General features: G+C 71.4%; 12 protein-coding genes. 3 read left to right on the top strand and 9 right to left on the bottom strand.

What is annotated here, in order from left to right:
* Nucleotides 1–113 precede the first annotated feature (113 nt).
* The 3 genes from F4559_RS24820 to F4559_RS35495 all read right to left on the bottom strand — a co-directional run bounded on the left by F4559_RS24820 (nt 114) and on the right by F4559_RS35495 (nt 4,640).
* Nucleotides 114–2,936, bottom strand: a complete 2,823-nt coding sequence (locus tag F4559_RS24820; RefSeq protein ID WP_184672559.1) for a vitamin B12-dependent ribonucleotide reductase — start codon at nt 2,934–2,936, stop codon at nt 114–116.
* Between the two features lie 90 nt (nt 2,937–3,026).
* On the bottom strand, nt 3,027–3,479 hold the full coding sequence (nrdR, locus tag F4559_RS24815; RefSeq protein ID WP_184672558.1) for a transcriptional regulator NrdR: 453 nt from the start codon (nt 3,477–3,479) through the stop codon (nt 3,027–3,029).
* A 681-nt stretch (nt 3,480–4,160) separates the two neighbouring features.
* On the bottom strand, nt 4,161–4,640 hold the full coding sequence (locus F4559_RS35495; protein WP_184672557.1) for a LysM peptidoglycan-binding domain-containing protein: 480 nt from the start codon (nt 4,638–4,640) through the stop codon (nt 4,161–4,163).
* Nucleotides 4,641–4,858: 218 nt separating this feature from the next.
* Between F4559_RS35495 and lexA the strand changes: the two genes are divergently transcribed.
* Complete coding sequence (lexA, locus tag F4559_RS24805) at nt 4,859–5,554, top strand: transcriptional repressor LexA (RefSeq protein WP_376774658.1); 696 nt, start codon at nt 4,859–4,861, stop codon at nt 5,552–5,554.
* A 52-nt stretch (nt 5,555–5,606) separates the two neighbouring features.
* On the opposite strand, the gene F4559_RS24800 is transcribed toward lexA, so the two are convergent.
* The 3 genes from F4559_RS24800 to F4559_RS24790 form a co-directional block, all read right to left on the bottom strand.
* Entirely contained in the window at nt 5,607–6,587 is a 981-nt protein-coding gene (locus tag F4559_RS24800; RefSeq protein WP_312865806.1) for an NHL repeat-containing protein, read from the bottom strand.
* Between the two features lie 29 nt (nt 6,588–6,616).
* Nucleotides 6,617–8,065, bottom strand: a complete 1,449-nt coding sequence (gene hflX / locus F4559_RS24795; RefSeq protein WP_184672556.1) for a GTPase HflX — start codon at nt 8,063–8,065, stop codon at nt 6,617–6,619.
* A gap of 69 nt (nt 8,066–8,134) precedes the next feature.
* Entirely contained in the window at nt 8,135–8,629 is a 495-nt protein-coding gene (locus F4559_RS24790) for an ArsR/SmtB family transcription factor (protein WP_184672554.1), read from the bottom strand.
* Nucleotides 8,630–8,685: 56 nt separating this feature from the next.
* Between F4559_RS24790 and F4559_RS24785 the strand changes: the two genes are divergently transcribed.
* Nucleotides 8,686–9,912: an MFS transporter gene (locus tag F4559_RS24785; RefSeq protein ID WP_184672553.1), complete on the top strand. Its 1,227-nt coding sequence runs from the start codon at nt 8,686–8,688 to the stop codon at nt 9,910–9,912.
* 1,230 nt (nt 9,913–11,142) lie between these two features.
* On the opposite strand, the gene dapF is transcribed toward F4559_RS24785, so the two are convergent.
* Genes dapF through F4559_RS24770 form a run of 3 tightly spaced genes read right to left on the bottom strand, consistent with a single transcriptional unit; the run spans nt 11,143 to nt 13,545 of the window.
* On the bottom strand, nt 11,143–11,952 hold the full coding sequence (dapF, locus tag F4559_RS24780; RefSeq protein ID WP_184672551.1) for a diaminopimelate epimerase: 810 nt from the start codon (nt 11,950–11,952) through the stop codon (nt 11,143–11,145).
* 10 nt (nt 11,953–11,962) lie between these two features.
* Complete coding sequence (gene miaA / locus F4559_RS24775; protein WP_184672549.1) at nt 11,963–12,865, bottom strand: tRNA (adenosine(37)-N6)-dimethylallyltransferase MiaA; 903 nt, start codon at nt 12,863–12,865, stop codon at nt 11,963–11,965.
* Nucleotides 12,865–13,545, bottom strand: coding sequence for a class III extradiol ring-cleavage dioxygenase family protein (locus F4559_RS24770; protein ID WP_184672547.1), 681 nt, complete (start codon nt 13,543–13,545; stop codon nt 12,865–12,867). The genes miaA and F4559_RS24770 overlap by 1 nt, the downstream gene beginning before the upstream one ends.
* 184 nt (nt 13,546–13,729) lie before the next feature.
* Here F4559_RS24770 and F4559_RS24765 point away from each other — a divergent pair, with 184 nt between their 5' ends.
* The gene (locus tag F4559_RS24765) at nt 13,730–15,058 is read left to right on the top strand and encodes a DUF349 domain-containing protein (RefSeq protein ID WP_184672545.1); all 1,329 of its coding nucleotides are present in this window, start codon (nt 13,730–13,732) and stop codon (nt 15,056–15,058) included.
* Nucleotides 15,059–15,088: the final 30 nt, after the last annotated feature.

Below are 15,088 nucleotides of genomic sequence, written 5' to 3'. Positions count from 1 at the left end.
GCGGTAGTAAGTCTCGGCGCTCGAAGGTCCGGCCATCACGGGCGGCCCTCCACGTCCCCGGACAAGGGAAGGTCCCCCGGACGTCGCGTCCGGGGGACCTTCCGGTCGATCTGTCAGCTGCAACCCGACGTCGAGCCGCAGCCCTCGCACAGGTAGCAGGAACCGGCCGGGCGCATCTTGGTGCCGCACGTCATGCACAGCGGCGCGTCGGCGGCCTTGCCCAGGTGCAGTTCGAGCAGCTCGGTCGAGCTGCCGACCCGCGACGTGGTCGGCTTCGCGACCTCCGCCTCGGGCTTCTTCGTGGACTCGACCGACGTGCGCAGGCCCTCCAGGTCGACGTCCGACGACGTGCCGTAGTCGGCCGCCACCTGGGCCGTGCGCTCGTCCGCGGTGAAGATGCCCAGCTGCGAACGCTTCTCGTACGGCAGGTAGTCCAGGGCCAACCGGCGGAACAGGTAGTCCAGCACGCTGGTCGCGATCCGGACGTCCGGGTCGTCGGTCATGCCCGCCGGCTCGAAGCGCAGGTTCTGGAACTTCGAGACGTAGAACTCCAGCGGGATGCCGTACTGCAGGCCCACCGAGATGGACATCGAGAACGCGTCCATCACGCCCGCCAGCGTGGAACCCTGCTTGCCCAGCTTCACGAAGATCTCGCCGAGGCCGTCGTCCGGGTACGAACCGGCGTGCAGGTAGCCCTCGGCACCGCCGACCGTGAACGACACGGTCTGCGACGGGCGCTTCTTGGGCAGGCGCTTGCGGACGGGGCGGTACTCCACGACCGGCTCGGGCTTGGTCTCCGCGGCGGCCTTCGCCGACTTGCCCGCCGACAGCGGCTGGCCGACCTTGCAGTTGTCGCGGTAGATGGCGAGCGCCTTCAGGCCCAGCTTCCAGCCCTGGTAGTAGATCTCCTCGACCTCCTCGACAGTCGCCGTCTCCGGCATGTTCACCGTCTTGGAGATCGCGCCGGACAGGAACGGCTGGACCGCCGCCATCATCCGCACGTGACCCATGGGGGCGATCGACCGCTCACCCATGGCGCAGTCGAACACCTCGTAGTGCTCGGGCTTGAGGCCCGGCGCGTCCACGACGTGACCGTGCTCGGAGATGTGCTCGGTGATCGCCTCGACCTGCTCGGCCGCGTAGCCCAGCGCCGCGAGCGCGCGCGGCACGGTCTGGTTGACGATCTGCATCGAACCGCCGCCGACCAGCTTCTTGAACTTGACCAGCGCCAGGTCCGGCTCGATGCCGGTCGTGTCGCAGTCCATCATCAGACCGATCGTGCCGGTCGGGGCGAGCACGGACGCCTGCGCGTTGCGCCACCCGTTGCGGGCGCCGATGCGCAGGCACTCCTGCCAGGCCTTGGTCGCAGCCTTCAGCACGGCCGCGTCGGTGGCGTGCAGCGTGCGGATCTCGTCGTTGGCCGCCGCGTGCTTGCGGATCACGCGCTGGTGCGAGTCGGCGTTGCGCGCATAACCGTCGTACGCGCCGACGACGCCCGCCAGCTCGGCCGACCGCTTGTACGCCACGCCCTGCATCAGCGACGTGATGGTGGCGGCCAGCGCACGGCCGCCCTCCGAGTCGTACGCGTGGCCGGTCGCCATGAGCAGCGCGCCCAGGTTGGCGTAGCCGATGCCCAGCTGCCGGAACGCGCGCGTGGTGTCGCCGATCGCGGGCGTGGGGAAGTCGGCGAAGCAGATCGAGATGTCCATCGCGGTGATGATCAGCTCGACGGCCTTGGTGAACTTCTCGACCTCGAACGAACCGTCGTCGGTCAGGAACTTCATCAGGTTCAGCGACGCCAGGTTGCAGCTGGAGTTGTCCAGGTGCATGTACTCCGAGCACGGGTTGGACGCGGTGATCCGGCCCGACTCCGGCGTGGTGTGCCAGTCGTTGATCGTGCCGTCGTACTGGATGCCCGGGTCGGCGCACTCCCACGCGGCCTGCGCGAGCTTGCGGAACAGGCCCTTCGCGTCGACGTTCTCGATGACCTCGCCGGTCTGCCGCGAACGCAGGCCGAACTCGTCGCCGCCCTCGTAGGCGCGCATGAACTCGTCGGACACGCGGATGGAGTTGTTCGCGTTCTGGTACTGCACGGACACGATGTCCTTGCCGCCCAGGTCCATGTCGAACCCGGCGTCGCGCAGCGCGCGGACCTTGTCCTCCTCGCGCGCCTTGGTCTCGATGAACTCCTCGACGTCGGGGTGGTCGACGTCCAGCACGACCATCTTCGCGGCCCGCCGCGTGGCACCGCCGGACTTGATCGTGCCCGCCGACGCGTCCGCGCCGCGCATGAACGACACCGGACCCGACGCGGTGCCGCCGGAGGACAGCAGTTCCTTCGACGAGCGGATGCGCGAGAGGTTCAGGCCGGCACCGGAGCCGCCCTTGAAGATCAGGCCCTCCTCGCGGTACCAGTTCAGGATCGACTCCATGGTGTCGTCGACCGAGAGGATGAAGCACGCGCTGACCTGCTGCGGCGACGGCGTGCCCACGTTGAACCACACCGGCGAGTTGAAGCTGAACACCTGGTGCAGCAGCATCCAGGTCAGCTCGTGCTCGAACACCTCGGCGTCGGCCTCGGTGGCGAAGTAGCCGTGCTTGGTGCCCGCCTCGGTGTAGGTCTTCACGACCCGGTCGATCAACTGGCGCACGCTGTGCTCGCGCTGCGGGGTGCCCACGGCGCCGCGGAAGTATTTGCTGGTCACGATGTTGGTCGCGTTGACCGACCAGAAATCGGGGAACTCGACCCCGCGCTGCTCGAAGTTGATCGAGCCGTCCCGCCAGTTCGTCATCACGACGTCCCGGCGTTCCCACGTGACCTCGTCGTACGGGTGCGTGCCCGCGGTGGTGTACACCCGGCCGATCGACAAGCCGGCCCGCTTGCCGTTGTTGCGGCCGGCGTTCTTCGCCGTGGTGCCACCGACGGTTTCCGTCATCCCCGGTCCCTCTCCTCGAACTGGCTTGGTTGTCCTCGATCGCGACCACGTCCGGGCTCCCCGTCCGATGCGGTCGCGGAAATCCGTGATCTAGTCGTCGGCGGGCTCGCGCAGCGCGGCGATCTCACGTTCGAAGTCGGCCACCGAGGTGAACGACTTGTAGACGCTGGCGAATCTCAGGTAGGCGACCTCGTCGAGCTCGCGCAGCGGGCCGAGGATGGCCAGGCCCACCTCGTTGCTGGGGACCTCGGCGTGCCCGGCGGACCGGATCGACTCCTCGACCCGCTGGGCCAGCACCTGGAGCGCGTCCTCGTCGACCGGGCGGCCCTGGCACGCCCGGCGCACGCCGACGACGACCTTGTCCCGGCTGAACGGCTCGGTCACCCCCGACCGCTTGAGGACCGCCAGCACCGCCTCCTCGACGGTGGTGAACCGCCGGCCGCAGCTCGAGCACGATCGCCGGCGCCGGATCGCCTGCCCCTCGTCGACCTCCCGCGAGTCCACGACCCTGGAGTCCGAATTCCGGCAGAACGGGCACCGCACGACTGCTCCCCCTTCACGCGCGCAGCACTCACCGCGTCAGCCACACCGTGGGGAATACCCCAACCTGTGGACCAACTACAGCGGTGTAACCACTAGATGTGGGGGTCAACCTATGCCTGAGACCCTGGCCGCCGCAACTCGACCCGCCGGGTGGAACCGACCGCGACAGACCCGTCACAGGCCGACGCCCGGGTGCCGCGCAGGGCCACCGGTGCGTCACGCGGAGTCTGCGATTCTGCCCGGCATGCCGGTGTGGGCAGGTGTCAGGGGGGCGTGGCCGCTGGTGTCCACTCCGGGTCGGGTGGGCGCCGGGGGAACTGCCGGACCCCGGGCGTGGCCCGATGCGTCAGAGCGTCTCGCATTCGTGCCGACGACGAGTGCCACCTGGCGGGAACCTCAGGCAGGGCCCAGTCCCGACGAGGTGAGGTGCGCGTGTCGCCGCGGCGCAGTCCTTGGTCGCAGGTCAGGTGATCTCGGCTGCAACGGGCCCCGGTAAGAGCCGGCGGCCCGGACGGGAATCCTTTCGCCAGGACCGGGTTTGCGGCGACTCGGACGCCGGAAAGGCCTGCCCGCATTCCGACACGTCGCAGCCCATCCGGGCCGGCTCGCCCTGGCCGACGAGGGGGCGGCCGCGGCGGACTCGTGGCGGGAGGCGCCGCCACAAGGTCGTGCCGACCGGGGTCAGGGCGATGGTGGCTCGCGTCCGTCCGGCACGACGAGGGCGAGGCCGGGCAGCACCTCGTCGGAGGTCAGGTGGTTGAGTTCGCGGATCCGGTCCACGACCGCGTCGACGTCGCTGTCCGGCGCGCTGCGCGCGGCCACGTCCCACAACGTCTCACCCGCCTGGACGTACACCACGCTGGTGCGTTCGGGCACGGTCATCGCGCCCGACACGTACCCGTACGTCAACGCCAGGCACGCCGAGATCACGGCCGTCAGCACACCGTACGCGAGCAACCGCAGCAGCCCCGTGCGCCTGGTCCGGTCGGCCGGGACTGCGGGGCGTGGTGGCTCGGGGGCCGTGGCCGGACGCGATTCCGCCGCCGGACGGCCGGTGTCCGTCACGGCGAACCGCCGTACGACGCGTGGTCCGGGTGGCACCCCGACACCGTCGTGCTCGACGAGTTCGAACCCGTCCCGTGTGCCGATCACCACCGCCATTGGAGCCCTCCGTCGCAGGTCCGCGTACCAAGATCGAACTTTTGTTCGAATCGAACGTCCGTGCGAATGTCTACCACTCGGACCGGCGCCACGGGAAGGACACGCCGGTATTTACTTCGAACAGGTGTTTGATCTGGACACGGAGTGCGACTACTTTTCTAAGTCGAAGATCGACGACCAGCCGGCCTGGGTGATCGGGACCGGTGAGGAGGAGCACCGTGGCACGCAAGACCGAGGACGAACCGCGCACCGACGCGCCGTCCGGCCCCGAACCGGCGGACGTCGCGGGCAACGCGGGCCTGACGCTGCGCCAGCGCAAGGTGCTCGACGTGATCCGCGACTGGCTGGACCGGTTCGGCTACCCGCCCAGCGTCCGCGAGATCGGCGAGGCGGTCGGGCTGACCTCCACGTCGTCGGTCGCGCACCAGTTGCGCGCGCTGGAGCGCAAGGGCTTCCTGCGCCGCGACCCGAACCGGCCGCGCGCGGTGGGCGTGCTGCCGACGGAGATCGTGACCGGGCTCGACCCGGCGTCCAAGCCGACGCCCGCGTACGTGCCGATGCTCGGCCGCATCGCCGCCGGTGGCCCGATCCTGGCCGAGGAGGCGGTGGAGGACGTCTTCCCGCTGCCGCGCGACCTGGTCGGCGAGGGCGAGTTGTTCCTGCTGAAGGTCGTCGGCGACTCCATGGTCGACGCGGCCATCACCGACGGTGACTGGGTCGTGGTCCGCCGCCAGCCGACCGCCGACAACGGCGACGTGGTCGCCGCCATGATCGACAACGAGGCGACGGTCAAGACGTTCAAGCGCAAGGACGACCACGTGTGGCTGATGCCGCACAACAGCGCGTACGAGCCGATCCTGGGCGACGAGGCGTCGATCCTGGGCAAGGTCGTCGCGGTGCTGCGCCGGCTCTAGTCCGGGTGCGGGTCACGTGCCGTCGACCCGCACCCGCCACCACCGGAACGTCCTAGGTCCGTCGTCGCCGGCGGACGAGGAACGCGAGCAGCGCCAGCGCGCCGAGTCCGCCGCCGATCACCCACACCGGTGACACGGACTCGCCGGCGTCGACACTCCGCGCCGACGCCGGGGGAGCGGCGGTGGTCGTCGTCGTGGGCGGTGGCGCGGGCACGGCCAGGGCCGCCGCGCCGGCCACGGTCCGGACGGCCGACGAGGCGCCGGTGTCGCCGAACTCGGACGCGGACACCAACGTGCCGTCGGGGTCGAACGCGAGCGCCTCGCCCTGTGGCTCGCCGGGCAGCGGCACGCGCACCGGGTCGGCCTCCAGCGACGTGGCCAGGTCGCCGTCGACCACCGGGTACAGGTACGCGTCGGTGTAGGTCCGTACGGCCGCGACCCGGCCGTCCCGCGACATCGCGCCGCCGGTCACCACGCGGGTGACCACGGAACCGACCGCCGGTCCACCGGTGGTGTCGCTGCCGGGCAGCGACAGCTTCGCGACCTGCTCCAGCGGCTCGGTCCCGTCCGGCACCAGCGGACCGGTCGGCCGGTACACCAGCGGCGAGCCGAACGCCTCCTTCGTGACGATGTACGGCACGCCCGCGCCGTCGAGCAGCAACGCTTCGGCGTCGTGCGCTCCGTCCGGGTAGGTCAACCGGAACAGCCGGGTCGTCCCGTCCGGTGACACCGCGTGCAGGGCCACGGTCTGCCGACTCCGCCGGTTGTCACCCGTGTCGGCCAGCCACAGCGTGCCGTCCGGGGCCAACGCCAGGTCTTCGACGTCGAACGGATCGGTGGCGCCCACGATCGTCCGCGTGATCGCGCAGGAGCGGTCGAGCACCTGGACCTCGATGCGCCCGTCGTCGCTGTCGGCGACCGCGTACCAGGACGTGCCGTCCGACCCGAGCCCGGACAGCTCGGCCAGCCGCGGGTCGGTGATCGCGCAGGCATCGACGACGGCCGGTCCCGCCGAAGCGGAACCGGCCGTCACGATCAGTCCGAGCGCGACGAGCAGCGCCCTCAGATCCGGCTCCCGTCGACGGCGAAGCGCTCGAGCGCGCCCGCGAGGTCGGGTCGGACCCGGGCGCTCAGCTCGGTGCCCTCGCCGGTGTGGCGCTCCTTGAGCACCTCGCCCTCGCGGTGCACGCGCGCGACCAGTTCGCCGCGCGAGTACGGCACCAGTGCCTCGATCACCACGTCGGGGCGGGGGATCAGGCCGGCCACGCGTTCGCGCAGCTCGGCGATGCCCTCGCCGGTGTGCGCGGACACGAACACCGCGCCCGGGAACAGGTGGCGCAGTCGGGCCAGGCCCAGCTCGCCCACCGAGTCGATCTTGTTCACGACCAGCAGCTCGGCCGGCATCGGGTCGTCGCGGCGCGACGAGATGTCGGTGATCACCTCGCGCACGGCCTTGACCTGCCGTTCGGGCATGGCGTCCGAGCCGTCGACGATGTGCAGCAGCAGGTCGGCGTCCGCGACCTCCTCCAGCGTCGACCGGAACGCCTCGACGAGCTGGTGCGGCAGGTGCCGGACGAAGCCGACCGTGTCGGTCAGCGTGAACGGCAGGCCGTCGGGCGTCGTCGTGCGCCGCGTGGTCGGGTCCAGGGTCGCGAACAGCGCGTCCTCGACCAGCACGCCCGCGCCGGTCAGCGCGTTGAGCAGGCTGGACTTGCCCGCGTTGGTGTAGCCCGCGATCGCGACGTTGGGCACCGAGTTGACCACGCGGTGGTGCCGCTTGGTCTCCCGGATGACGCCCATCGCCTCGATCTGCCGGCGCAGCTTCGCGATCCGCGCGCGGATGCGCCGCCGGTCGGTCTCGAGCTTGGTCTCACCGGGGCCGCGCAGACCCACGCCGCCGTTCCCGCCGCCGGCGCGACCACCGGCCTGTCGCGACAGCGACTCGCCCCAGCCGCGCAGGCGGGGCAGCAGGTACTGGAGCTGGGCCAGCTCGACCTGCGCCTTGCCCTCCTTGGAGGACGCGTGCTGGGCGAAGATGTCGAGGATGAGCGCGGTCCGGTCGACGACCTTGACCTTGAGCTTCTCCTCGAGCTGGCGGAGCTGGCCGGGCGACAGCTCGCCGTCGCAGATCACGGTGTCGGCGCCGGTCGCGATCACCACGTCGCGCAGCTCGGTCACCTTGCCCGAGCCGATGTAGGTCGCCGGGTCCGGTCGGTCGCGGCGCTGCACGAGCCCTTCGAGGACCTCGGAACCCGCGGTCTCGGCGAGCAGGGCGAGTTCGGCCAGGGACGCCTCGGAGTCCTGGGCCGTGCCCTCGGTCCACACGCCCACGAGCACGACCCGCTCCAGCCGGAGCTGTCGGTACTCGACCTCGGTGACGTCCTGGAGTTCGGTGGACAGGCCCGCGACACGGCGCAGCGCGGCGCGGTCGGCGAGTGCCAGGTCGCCGGTCGACAGCTCGTCGTCGCGGTCGTCGAACCGGTCGGTGTCGTACTGCGTGTTTTCCGTCATTTGCCCTTCATCGTCGCACGTCCCGCAGGTGCCGCCGAATGTTTTAGTCCCGGGCGGACGACCGTGCGATCACCCCTGCGGGTACACCGCGAGGTAGAGCGCCAAGCGTTCGCCTTCCGGGTCGTCCGGCTCCGCGGCCAGCTCATCCAACAACGATCTGAGGCGCCGTTTCAGTTCCCCGGGATCGCAACGGACCACCAACCGTGACTGGTCCATCACCCCTTCGGGTAGTTCGGCGACCTCGGCCAGGTACGCTTCCAGCATCGCCTCGGCGATCGACGGCGGGTCGGCATCGTGCGACAGCCGCCAGGACAGGCCGGTCGACCGGTAGGGGATCTCCTTCGCCCCCCGGTTGCCGGGCCGCGGCGGCAACGCCTCCAGGAAGCCCGCGGCGACGAGTTTGCGCACGTGGTGGAGCATCGTGGCGGGGTCGCGGTCGAGGCGTTCGGCCAGCTCTTTGTTGGTCAACGGGACCTCGCCCGTCAACCGGATGATGCGCAGCCGCACCGCCGAGGCGAGGGCGGCGGCCTCGGCCTCGGTCGCGGGTCGTCGTTCCACCGGCACAGTCTAGGTCGACCAGTGATTGACACTTTCCAATCACTCCCGGGACACTCGTCGCCATGTCCCTGTGGTCCCACCGAGATTTCCGACTGCTCTGGATCGGCGACGCCACCAGCCACCTGGGCGCGACGATCGGACGCACGGTCCTGCCCCTGCTCGCGGCGGGCACCCTCGCCGCGAGCCCGTTCGAGATGGGCCTGCTCACGGCCGCCACCACGGCCGCGTTCCTGTTCATCGGCCTGCCCGCCGGCGTGTGGGTCGACAGATCGCGCCGTCGGCCGGTGATGCTGGCGGCCGACGGCGTCCGGTTCGTGCTGCTGCTGTCCGTGCCGACGGCGTGGTGGCTCGACGTGCTGACGTTCGGGCACCTGGTGGTGGTCGCGCTGCTGGTCGGCGCGGCGACCGTGATGTTCGACGTGGCCTACCAGTCCTACCTGCCCACGCTCGTGGGTCGGGAGCGGCTGGTGGAGGGCAACTCCAAGCTCACCGTCACCCAGTCGGTCGCGGAGGTGTCCGGCCCGGCGATCGCGGGGGGCATCGCCCAGGTGGTCGGCGCGGCCGTCGGCGTGCTCGCGACCGGGATCGGCTACCTCGGGTCGGCGCTCGCCCTGCTGCGCATCCGGACGCCCGAGCCGGAGCCGGCCAAGCCCGCCATGCCGAACTTCCTCGCGGAGATCGGTGAAGGGCTGCGGTTCGTGTTCGGCAACCGGTCACTGCGCGCGATCGTCGGCTGCACGGCGACCGCGAACCTGTTCAGCAGCGTGTTCTACGCGGTGTGCGTGCTGTTCCTGGTCCGCACGCTCGACCTGTCCGACGGCACGGTCGGGCTCCTGTTCAGCTTCGGCGGCATCGGCGGCGTGCTCGGCGCGCTGACCGCCGGGTGGTGGACGCGGCGCCTGGGCCAGTCGCGCACGATCATCGCGGCGATGCTGTTCACCCAGCCGGTCGTGCTGCTGTTCCCGTTCGCGGAGGCCGGCTGGAGACTGGGGTTCGCGGCCGTGTCGGAGATCGTCATGGCCTACGGCGTGGTGGTCTACAACGTCGCCCAGGTCAGCTACCGCCAGGCGATCTGTCCCGACCACCTGCTCGGCCGGATGAACGCCAGCGTGCGGTTCGTCGTGTGGGGCACGATGCCTCTCGGCGGCGTGCTCGGCGGTGTGCTCGGCGCCCGACTGGGCATCGTGCCGACGCTGTGGATCGGACTGGTCGGCCAGGTGCTGGCGGTCCTGTGGGTCCTGTGCTCACCGCTGCGCACCCAACGCGCCGACCCTGTTCCCGTGGGGTGATGCCGCTGACGTCCCCGAGTCGTGATCGCAGCCGAACCGCCGAGGCCCACCTGAGGACTGCCGAACAAGCGGATGGTCGACGCCTTCCCGCGACGCGGTCGGACAATGCCCAATCCGCAGGCGGTACTTCCGGCGTTCGTTCCCTGACGGGCGGGCCGGAGCGTCCATGTCCTGCCCATCACCCCGATCGTGCGGCGGGTCGAGAGGAAGGTCCTGGGCGAAGACCCTTGATCGGGTCGTAGGTCCTCCTGCGGAGGTAGTGGTCGAGCCGGCCGGGTATGCGGTTGTACAGGTGGCGCAGTGCGGCGGCGTGGCGGTCCCCGCAGGCGCGTCGCCGGTCGCGGTGGACTTGGCCGGGCCTGGTGACGGGTGGCCCGGATGCCGACGGCGTTGAAGCTGTCGTTCTCCACCAGACGGCGGGCGACGACGATGCTGCGTCCGGGAAGCCTTGGTCACCGGTGCTGACTCTGCCGCCAGGCGTCGACGCCGTGCCCGCGGCCGGTTCGTCGCGAGGCAGTCGCGACGCTGGTCGGCGCGAATTCGGCGACCGCCGGGTGTCGACGCGCGCGAATGCTGTGTCGGCGGGGAGCGGCCGGTGGCGTGGGCGTCGGTCGGCATGGCCATCGACTCCGCGAGGCCGGCGGCGGACTCCGCGCCGCGGTGCTTGGCTACCGGCCCATCCCATCCTCGATCAGCAGGTGTGGTGGCGACAGCGGCACCGACGCCAGGGTTGCGAAGTCACGGGAGAACGCATGTGGCGGAGTTCGCGGTTCCGGGTGATCGCGGACGAGGCCAGTCGACCCGGGCGGTCCGTGCCTATCCGCGCGGACGCATATTCCGTCCACGATCCCGGCACGCCGGGACCACCGACGGTACGAAGGACACACCGCCGCGTCGACCGGCTCGAACGCGCCACGCCATCGTCAGCCGGTGCGCCGGGACGGCCACCTCCACCACGCGCGCCATGACCAGGCCCGTCATCGGCAGTCGAGAACGCTGTCCCGGATCCGCCGAGTGCGTGATCGGTCGACCACAGGTCCTTGATCAGGAAGTACGACAAGGAATCTCCTTGATCAGGAAGTACGACAAGGAATCGGGTCGCGGTCGAGGAGTGGTGACGGATCCATCGTGAGCGCGGCGAGCGGGCCGCACGGTCGCGGTTCCCGCCCGGTTCCGACGACACGGGCAGACCACGCTCGGATGGCTGCGGACCCGCGTTCCGGATCCGTACTACGCCGTGCCCAACGAGTCCCACCACGCCTGGTCGAGTTCGCCGCGGGCCACCAGTACGGCCGGACCGGTGAGCGTGCTCGTCTCCTCGTCGACCACGACCGAGACCTGTCCTCCCGGGACGTCCACAGTGGCCTTGCCGGTCCGCTCACCCCGGCCGTACAGCCACGACGCGACCGCGGCCACGGTGCCCGTGCCGCATGACCGGGTCTCGCCGACGCCGCGTTCGTGCACCCGCATGCGCAGCGCGCCGTCGTCGAGCACGTTGACGAACTCCACGTTCACGCCGTGCGGGAACGCCACCGGGTCGTGGCCCGGGGGCAGGGCCAGGTCCAGGTCGGTCACCGGGGTGCCGGTGACGCACGCCAGGTGCGGGTTGCCCACGTCGACGCACACGCCGTCGAACGCGGTGCCGCCGATGGTGGCCGTCGAGGTACCCGTCACCAACGCGCGCCCCATGTCGACGGTGACCGTGCCGTCGTCGTGCACGACCACGTCCCGGTTGCCGCCGCGCGTGCTCACCGTGAACTCGCCGCGCGGTACCAGGCCCGCGTCGACCAGATACCGTGCGAAGACGCGCACCCCGTTTCCGCACATCTCCGCGATCGAGCCGTCGGCGTTGCGGTAGTCCATGAACCACGGGCCCATGTCGAGCCTGATCACGCGCAGCACGCCGTCGCCGCCCAGCCCGCCCTGCCGGTCGCAGAGCACGCGGACGCGCTCCTCGGTCAGGTCCAACAGGCCGTCCGGATCGGGCAGCACGACGAAGTCGTTCTCGGTGCCGTGGCCCTTCAGAAACTCGACTCCCACGCCGACCAGGCTACTGGGCCGCGTGGGCGAGGACGTCCGCGACCAGGCCCGCGTCGGCCGCGTCGAACCAGCGCACCCGGCGGTCGCGGCGGAACCACGACCGCTGCCGGCGGACGAACCGGCGCGTGCCCTGCGCGGTGGCCGCGGCGGCGGTGAGCATGTCGTACTCGCCGTCGAACGACGCGAGCACCTGCTGGTAGCCCAACGCCCGCGCGGCCGTGCGTCCTTCGCGCAGACCCTGCGCCTCCAAGGTGCGCACCTCGTCGGCCAGGCCCGCGCCGAACATGTCGGCGACCCGCCGGTTGACCCGGTCGTCCAGTTCGGACACGTCGCGGTCCAGGCCGATCAGGACCGTGTCCCAGCGGGCCGGTCCGGGTTTGGGCAGCGTGGCGGAGAACGGCCGGCCGGTGAGTTCGACGACCTCCAGCGCGCGGACCACGCGGCGGCCGTTGGACGGCAGGATCGCCAGCGCCGCCACCGGGTCCACCCGGGCGAGCCGGTCGTGCAGCGCCTGCGCGCCCAGGGTCTCCAGTTCACGCTCCAACGCGGCCCTGATGGCGTCGTCGGTGCCGGGGAACTCCAGGTCGTCGAGCACGGCCTGGACGTACAGGCCGGAACCGCCGACCAGCACGGGCGTGCGGTCGGCGGCGAGGATCTTCTCCACGGTCGCGCGGGCGTCGCGCTGGTAGGCGGCGACGGCCGCGGTCTCGGTCACGTCGAGCACGTCGAGCAGGTGGTGCGGCACGCCGTGCCGCTCGTCCTCGGTGATCTTGGCTGTGCCGATGTCCATGCCGCGGTAGAGCTGCAACGCGTCGGCGTTGACCACCTCGCCGTCGAGGTCCTCGGCGAGCCGTACGGCCAGGTCGGACTTGCCGGTCGCGGTGGGGCCGACGACGGCCACGGGCCGGCGCATCACGCCTCCCACACGGCGACGTGGTACCCGACGCCGAACGGTGCCGAGAACTCCGACCGGACGCACCGCCAGTCGCCCGGCACGCCCGCGAGCACCTGCCACGCGGCCCGCCCGGCGGCGCCCAGTTCGGCCGCGAGGTCGGTGTCGAGCGCCTTCAGCGCATCCCGGTCGGCCTCGGCGAGCGCCCGGCCGACCTCGTCGTCGAACGCCCCCGCGCGCTCGTCCGCCCGTCCGACGGCCCGCTCGCCGTGCCGGTGCGACCCGTCGCCCAGGACCAGCAGCGGGCCGCCGGCCAGGTCGGCGCCGAGCGCGAGGCACTCGTCCAGGGGGGTGTCGGGCGCGACCAGGTGGACGCGCACGCTGCGCGCACCCGCCTGTTCCCTCAGCCACGCGGCGACGAGGGCGGGCAGCGGGAGTTCCGGGTCGTGGTCGACGGCGTCGTCCGACAGCCGAACCGGGACGTCGACCCCGAAACCTCGAAACGTACTCGTTACCCGCTCGACGACCCGAGGCCCCGACGGGTCCACCCCGACAGCCACCCAATCGGGTGACAGTGCGGTCAATTCCCGTGCCGCGGCAACGCAGGCGGCCCGCACGGCGGCCGTGTCCGCCACGGCGCCGGGGACCAGTTCGGGCACCAGCAGCGGCGGGTGCGGCACGACGGCGAGACGCGGGATCATGGACGTCAACGCTACTCATCGGACACCACCAGTACCGAGGTCGGCCCTGACCTGTTTGAATGCGCGCGGGGTATCAGGTGGCTGCCGAACAGTCGCCCTACCCGGGTGCTGGGCCCCGTCATCGGCGGGGCGCCCGTGGTCGGCACGGGCACCACGAAGTGGTTAGGCGAGGAGGAAGCCGGCGATGACCGAGCACGAGACGACACCGGGAACCACTGGTGGCAGTGGTGCGGGGGCGGTGGTCGAGGAGACTCGCGCGGAGGGCGCGGCGGCGCCCGCGCCGGTCCCCGTCGCGTCGGACCACCCTGACCGCTGGGGGCGCGTGGACGCCGACGGCACCGTCTACGTCAAGACGGCCGACGGCGAGCGGGCGGTGGGTTCCTGGCAGGCGGGCGAACCCGCCGAGGGACTCGCGCACTTCGCGCGCCGGTTCGACGACCTGCGTACCGAGGTCGAGCTGCTGGTGACCCGCCTGTCGTCGGGGGCGGGCGACCCGAAGCACGCGTCGACCAGCGCCAAGCACGTCCAGGAGCAGCTGGCCGAGGCCGCCGTGGTCGGCGACCTCGCGGCGCTGACCGCGCGCGTCGAGTTCGTCCTGGCCAAGGCCGAGGAGGGCATCGAGGCCGCCAAGGTCGCGAAGGACGAGGCCCGCGCGGCGGCGAGCGCGCGCAAGCTGGAGCTGGTGGAGGAGGCCGAGGTCCTGGCCAACGAGTCCACCCAGTGGAAGGCGGCGGGCGACCGGCTGCGGGCGATCCTGGACGAGTGGAAGACGATCCGGGGTGTCGACCGCAAGACCGACGAGCAGCTGTGGCGGCGGTTCTCCAAGGCGCGCGACGCGTTCAACCGGCGGCGTGGTTCGCACTTCGCGGACCTGGACCGGCAGCGCGGCGTGGCCAAGGCCCGCAAGCAGGAGCTGGTGGAGGAGGCCGAGTCGCTGGTCTCGTCCGACGACTGGGGTGTCACGGCCGGGCGCTACAAGGACCTGATGGTCGAGTGGAAGGCCGCCGGGCGTGCGCCCAAGGAGGCCGACGACTCCCTGTGGCAGCGGTTCCGGGCGGCGCAGGACGCGTTCTTCGCGCGGCGGTCGGAGGCGTTCTCCGAGCGTGACGCCGAGTTCTCGACCAACGCCAAGCTCAAGGAGGAGCTGCTCGCCGAGGCCGAGCACATCGACCCGTCGCACGACCTGGAGACGGCCCGCCAGCAGCTCTACCGCATCCAGGAGCGGTGGGACGCGATCGGCAAGGTGCCGCGCGAGCGGGTCCGCGAGCTGGAGGGCAAGCTCCGCTCGATCGAGGAGAAGGTCCGCGGCGCGGTCGACGCCCAGTGGCGCCGGTCCGACCCGGAGGCCGAGGCCCGCGTGGCGCAGTTCCGCGAGCGCGTGGAGCAGTTCGAGGCCCAGGCGGAGAAGGCGCGTTCGGCGGGCGACAAGCGCCGTGCCGAGCAGGCCGAGGCCCAGGCCAAGCAGTGGCGCGAGTGGCTGGCGGCGGCCGAGCAGGCCGTGGCCACCCGGTAGTCCGCAAGCACACGACACGGGCGTCGCGAG

Origin of the sequence: Saccharothrix violaceirubra (assembly GCF_014203755.1) — a bacterium.
GTDB classification, from domain to species: domain Bacteria; phylum Actinomycetota; class Actinomycetes; order Mycobacteriales; family Pseudonocardiaceae; genus Actinosynnema; species Actinosynnema violaceirubrum.
The sequence above is the reverse complement of the archived record's forward strand: the minus strand, read 5'-3'. Positions and strand labels throughout refer to the sequence as shown.

Excerpts from the sequence above, each read along its gene's own strand:
- F4559_RS24785 (WP_184672553.1), top strand. The coding sequence starts at position 8,686 with ATGTCCCTGTGGTCCCACCGAGATTTCCGACTGCTCTGGATCGGCGAC.
- F4559_RS24770 (WP_184672547.1), bottom strand. The coding sequence starts at position 13,545 with ATGATCCCGCGTCTCGCCGTCGTGCCGCACCCGCCGCTGCTGGTGCCC.
- F4559_RS24765 (WP_184672545.1), top strand. The coding sequence starts at position 13,730 with ATGACCGAGCACGAGACGACACCGGGAACCACTGGTGGCAGTGGTGCG.
- F4559_RS35495 (WP_184672557.1), bottom strand. The coding sequence starts at position 4,640 with ATGGCGGTGGTGATCGGCACACGGGACGGGTTCGAACTCGTCGAGCAC.
- F4559_RS24820 (WP_184672559.1), bottom strand. The coding sequence starts at position 2,936 with ATGACGGAAACCGTCGGTGGCACCACGGCGAAGAACGCCGGCCGCAAC.
- miaA (WP_184672549.1), bottom strand. The coding sequence starts at position 12,865 with ATGCGCCGGCCCGTGGCCGTCGTCGGCCCCACCGCGACCGGCAAGTCC.
- hflX (WP_184672556.1), bottom strand. The coding sequence starts at position 8,065 with ATGACGGAAAACACGCAGTACGACACCGACCGGTTCGACGACCGCGAC.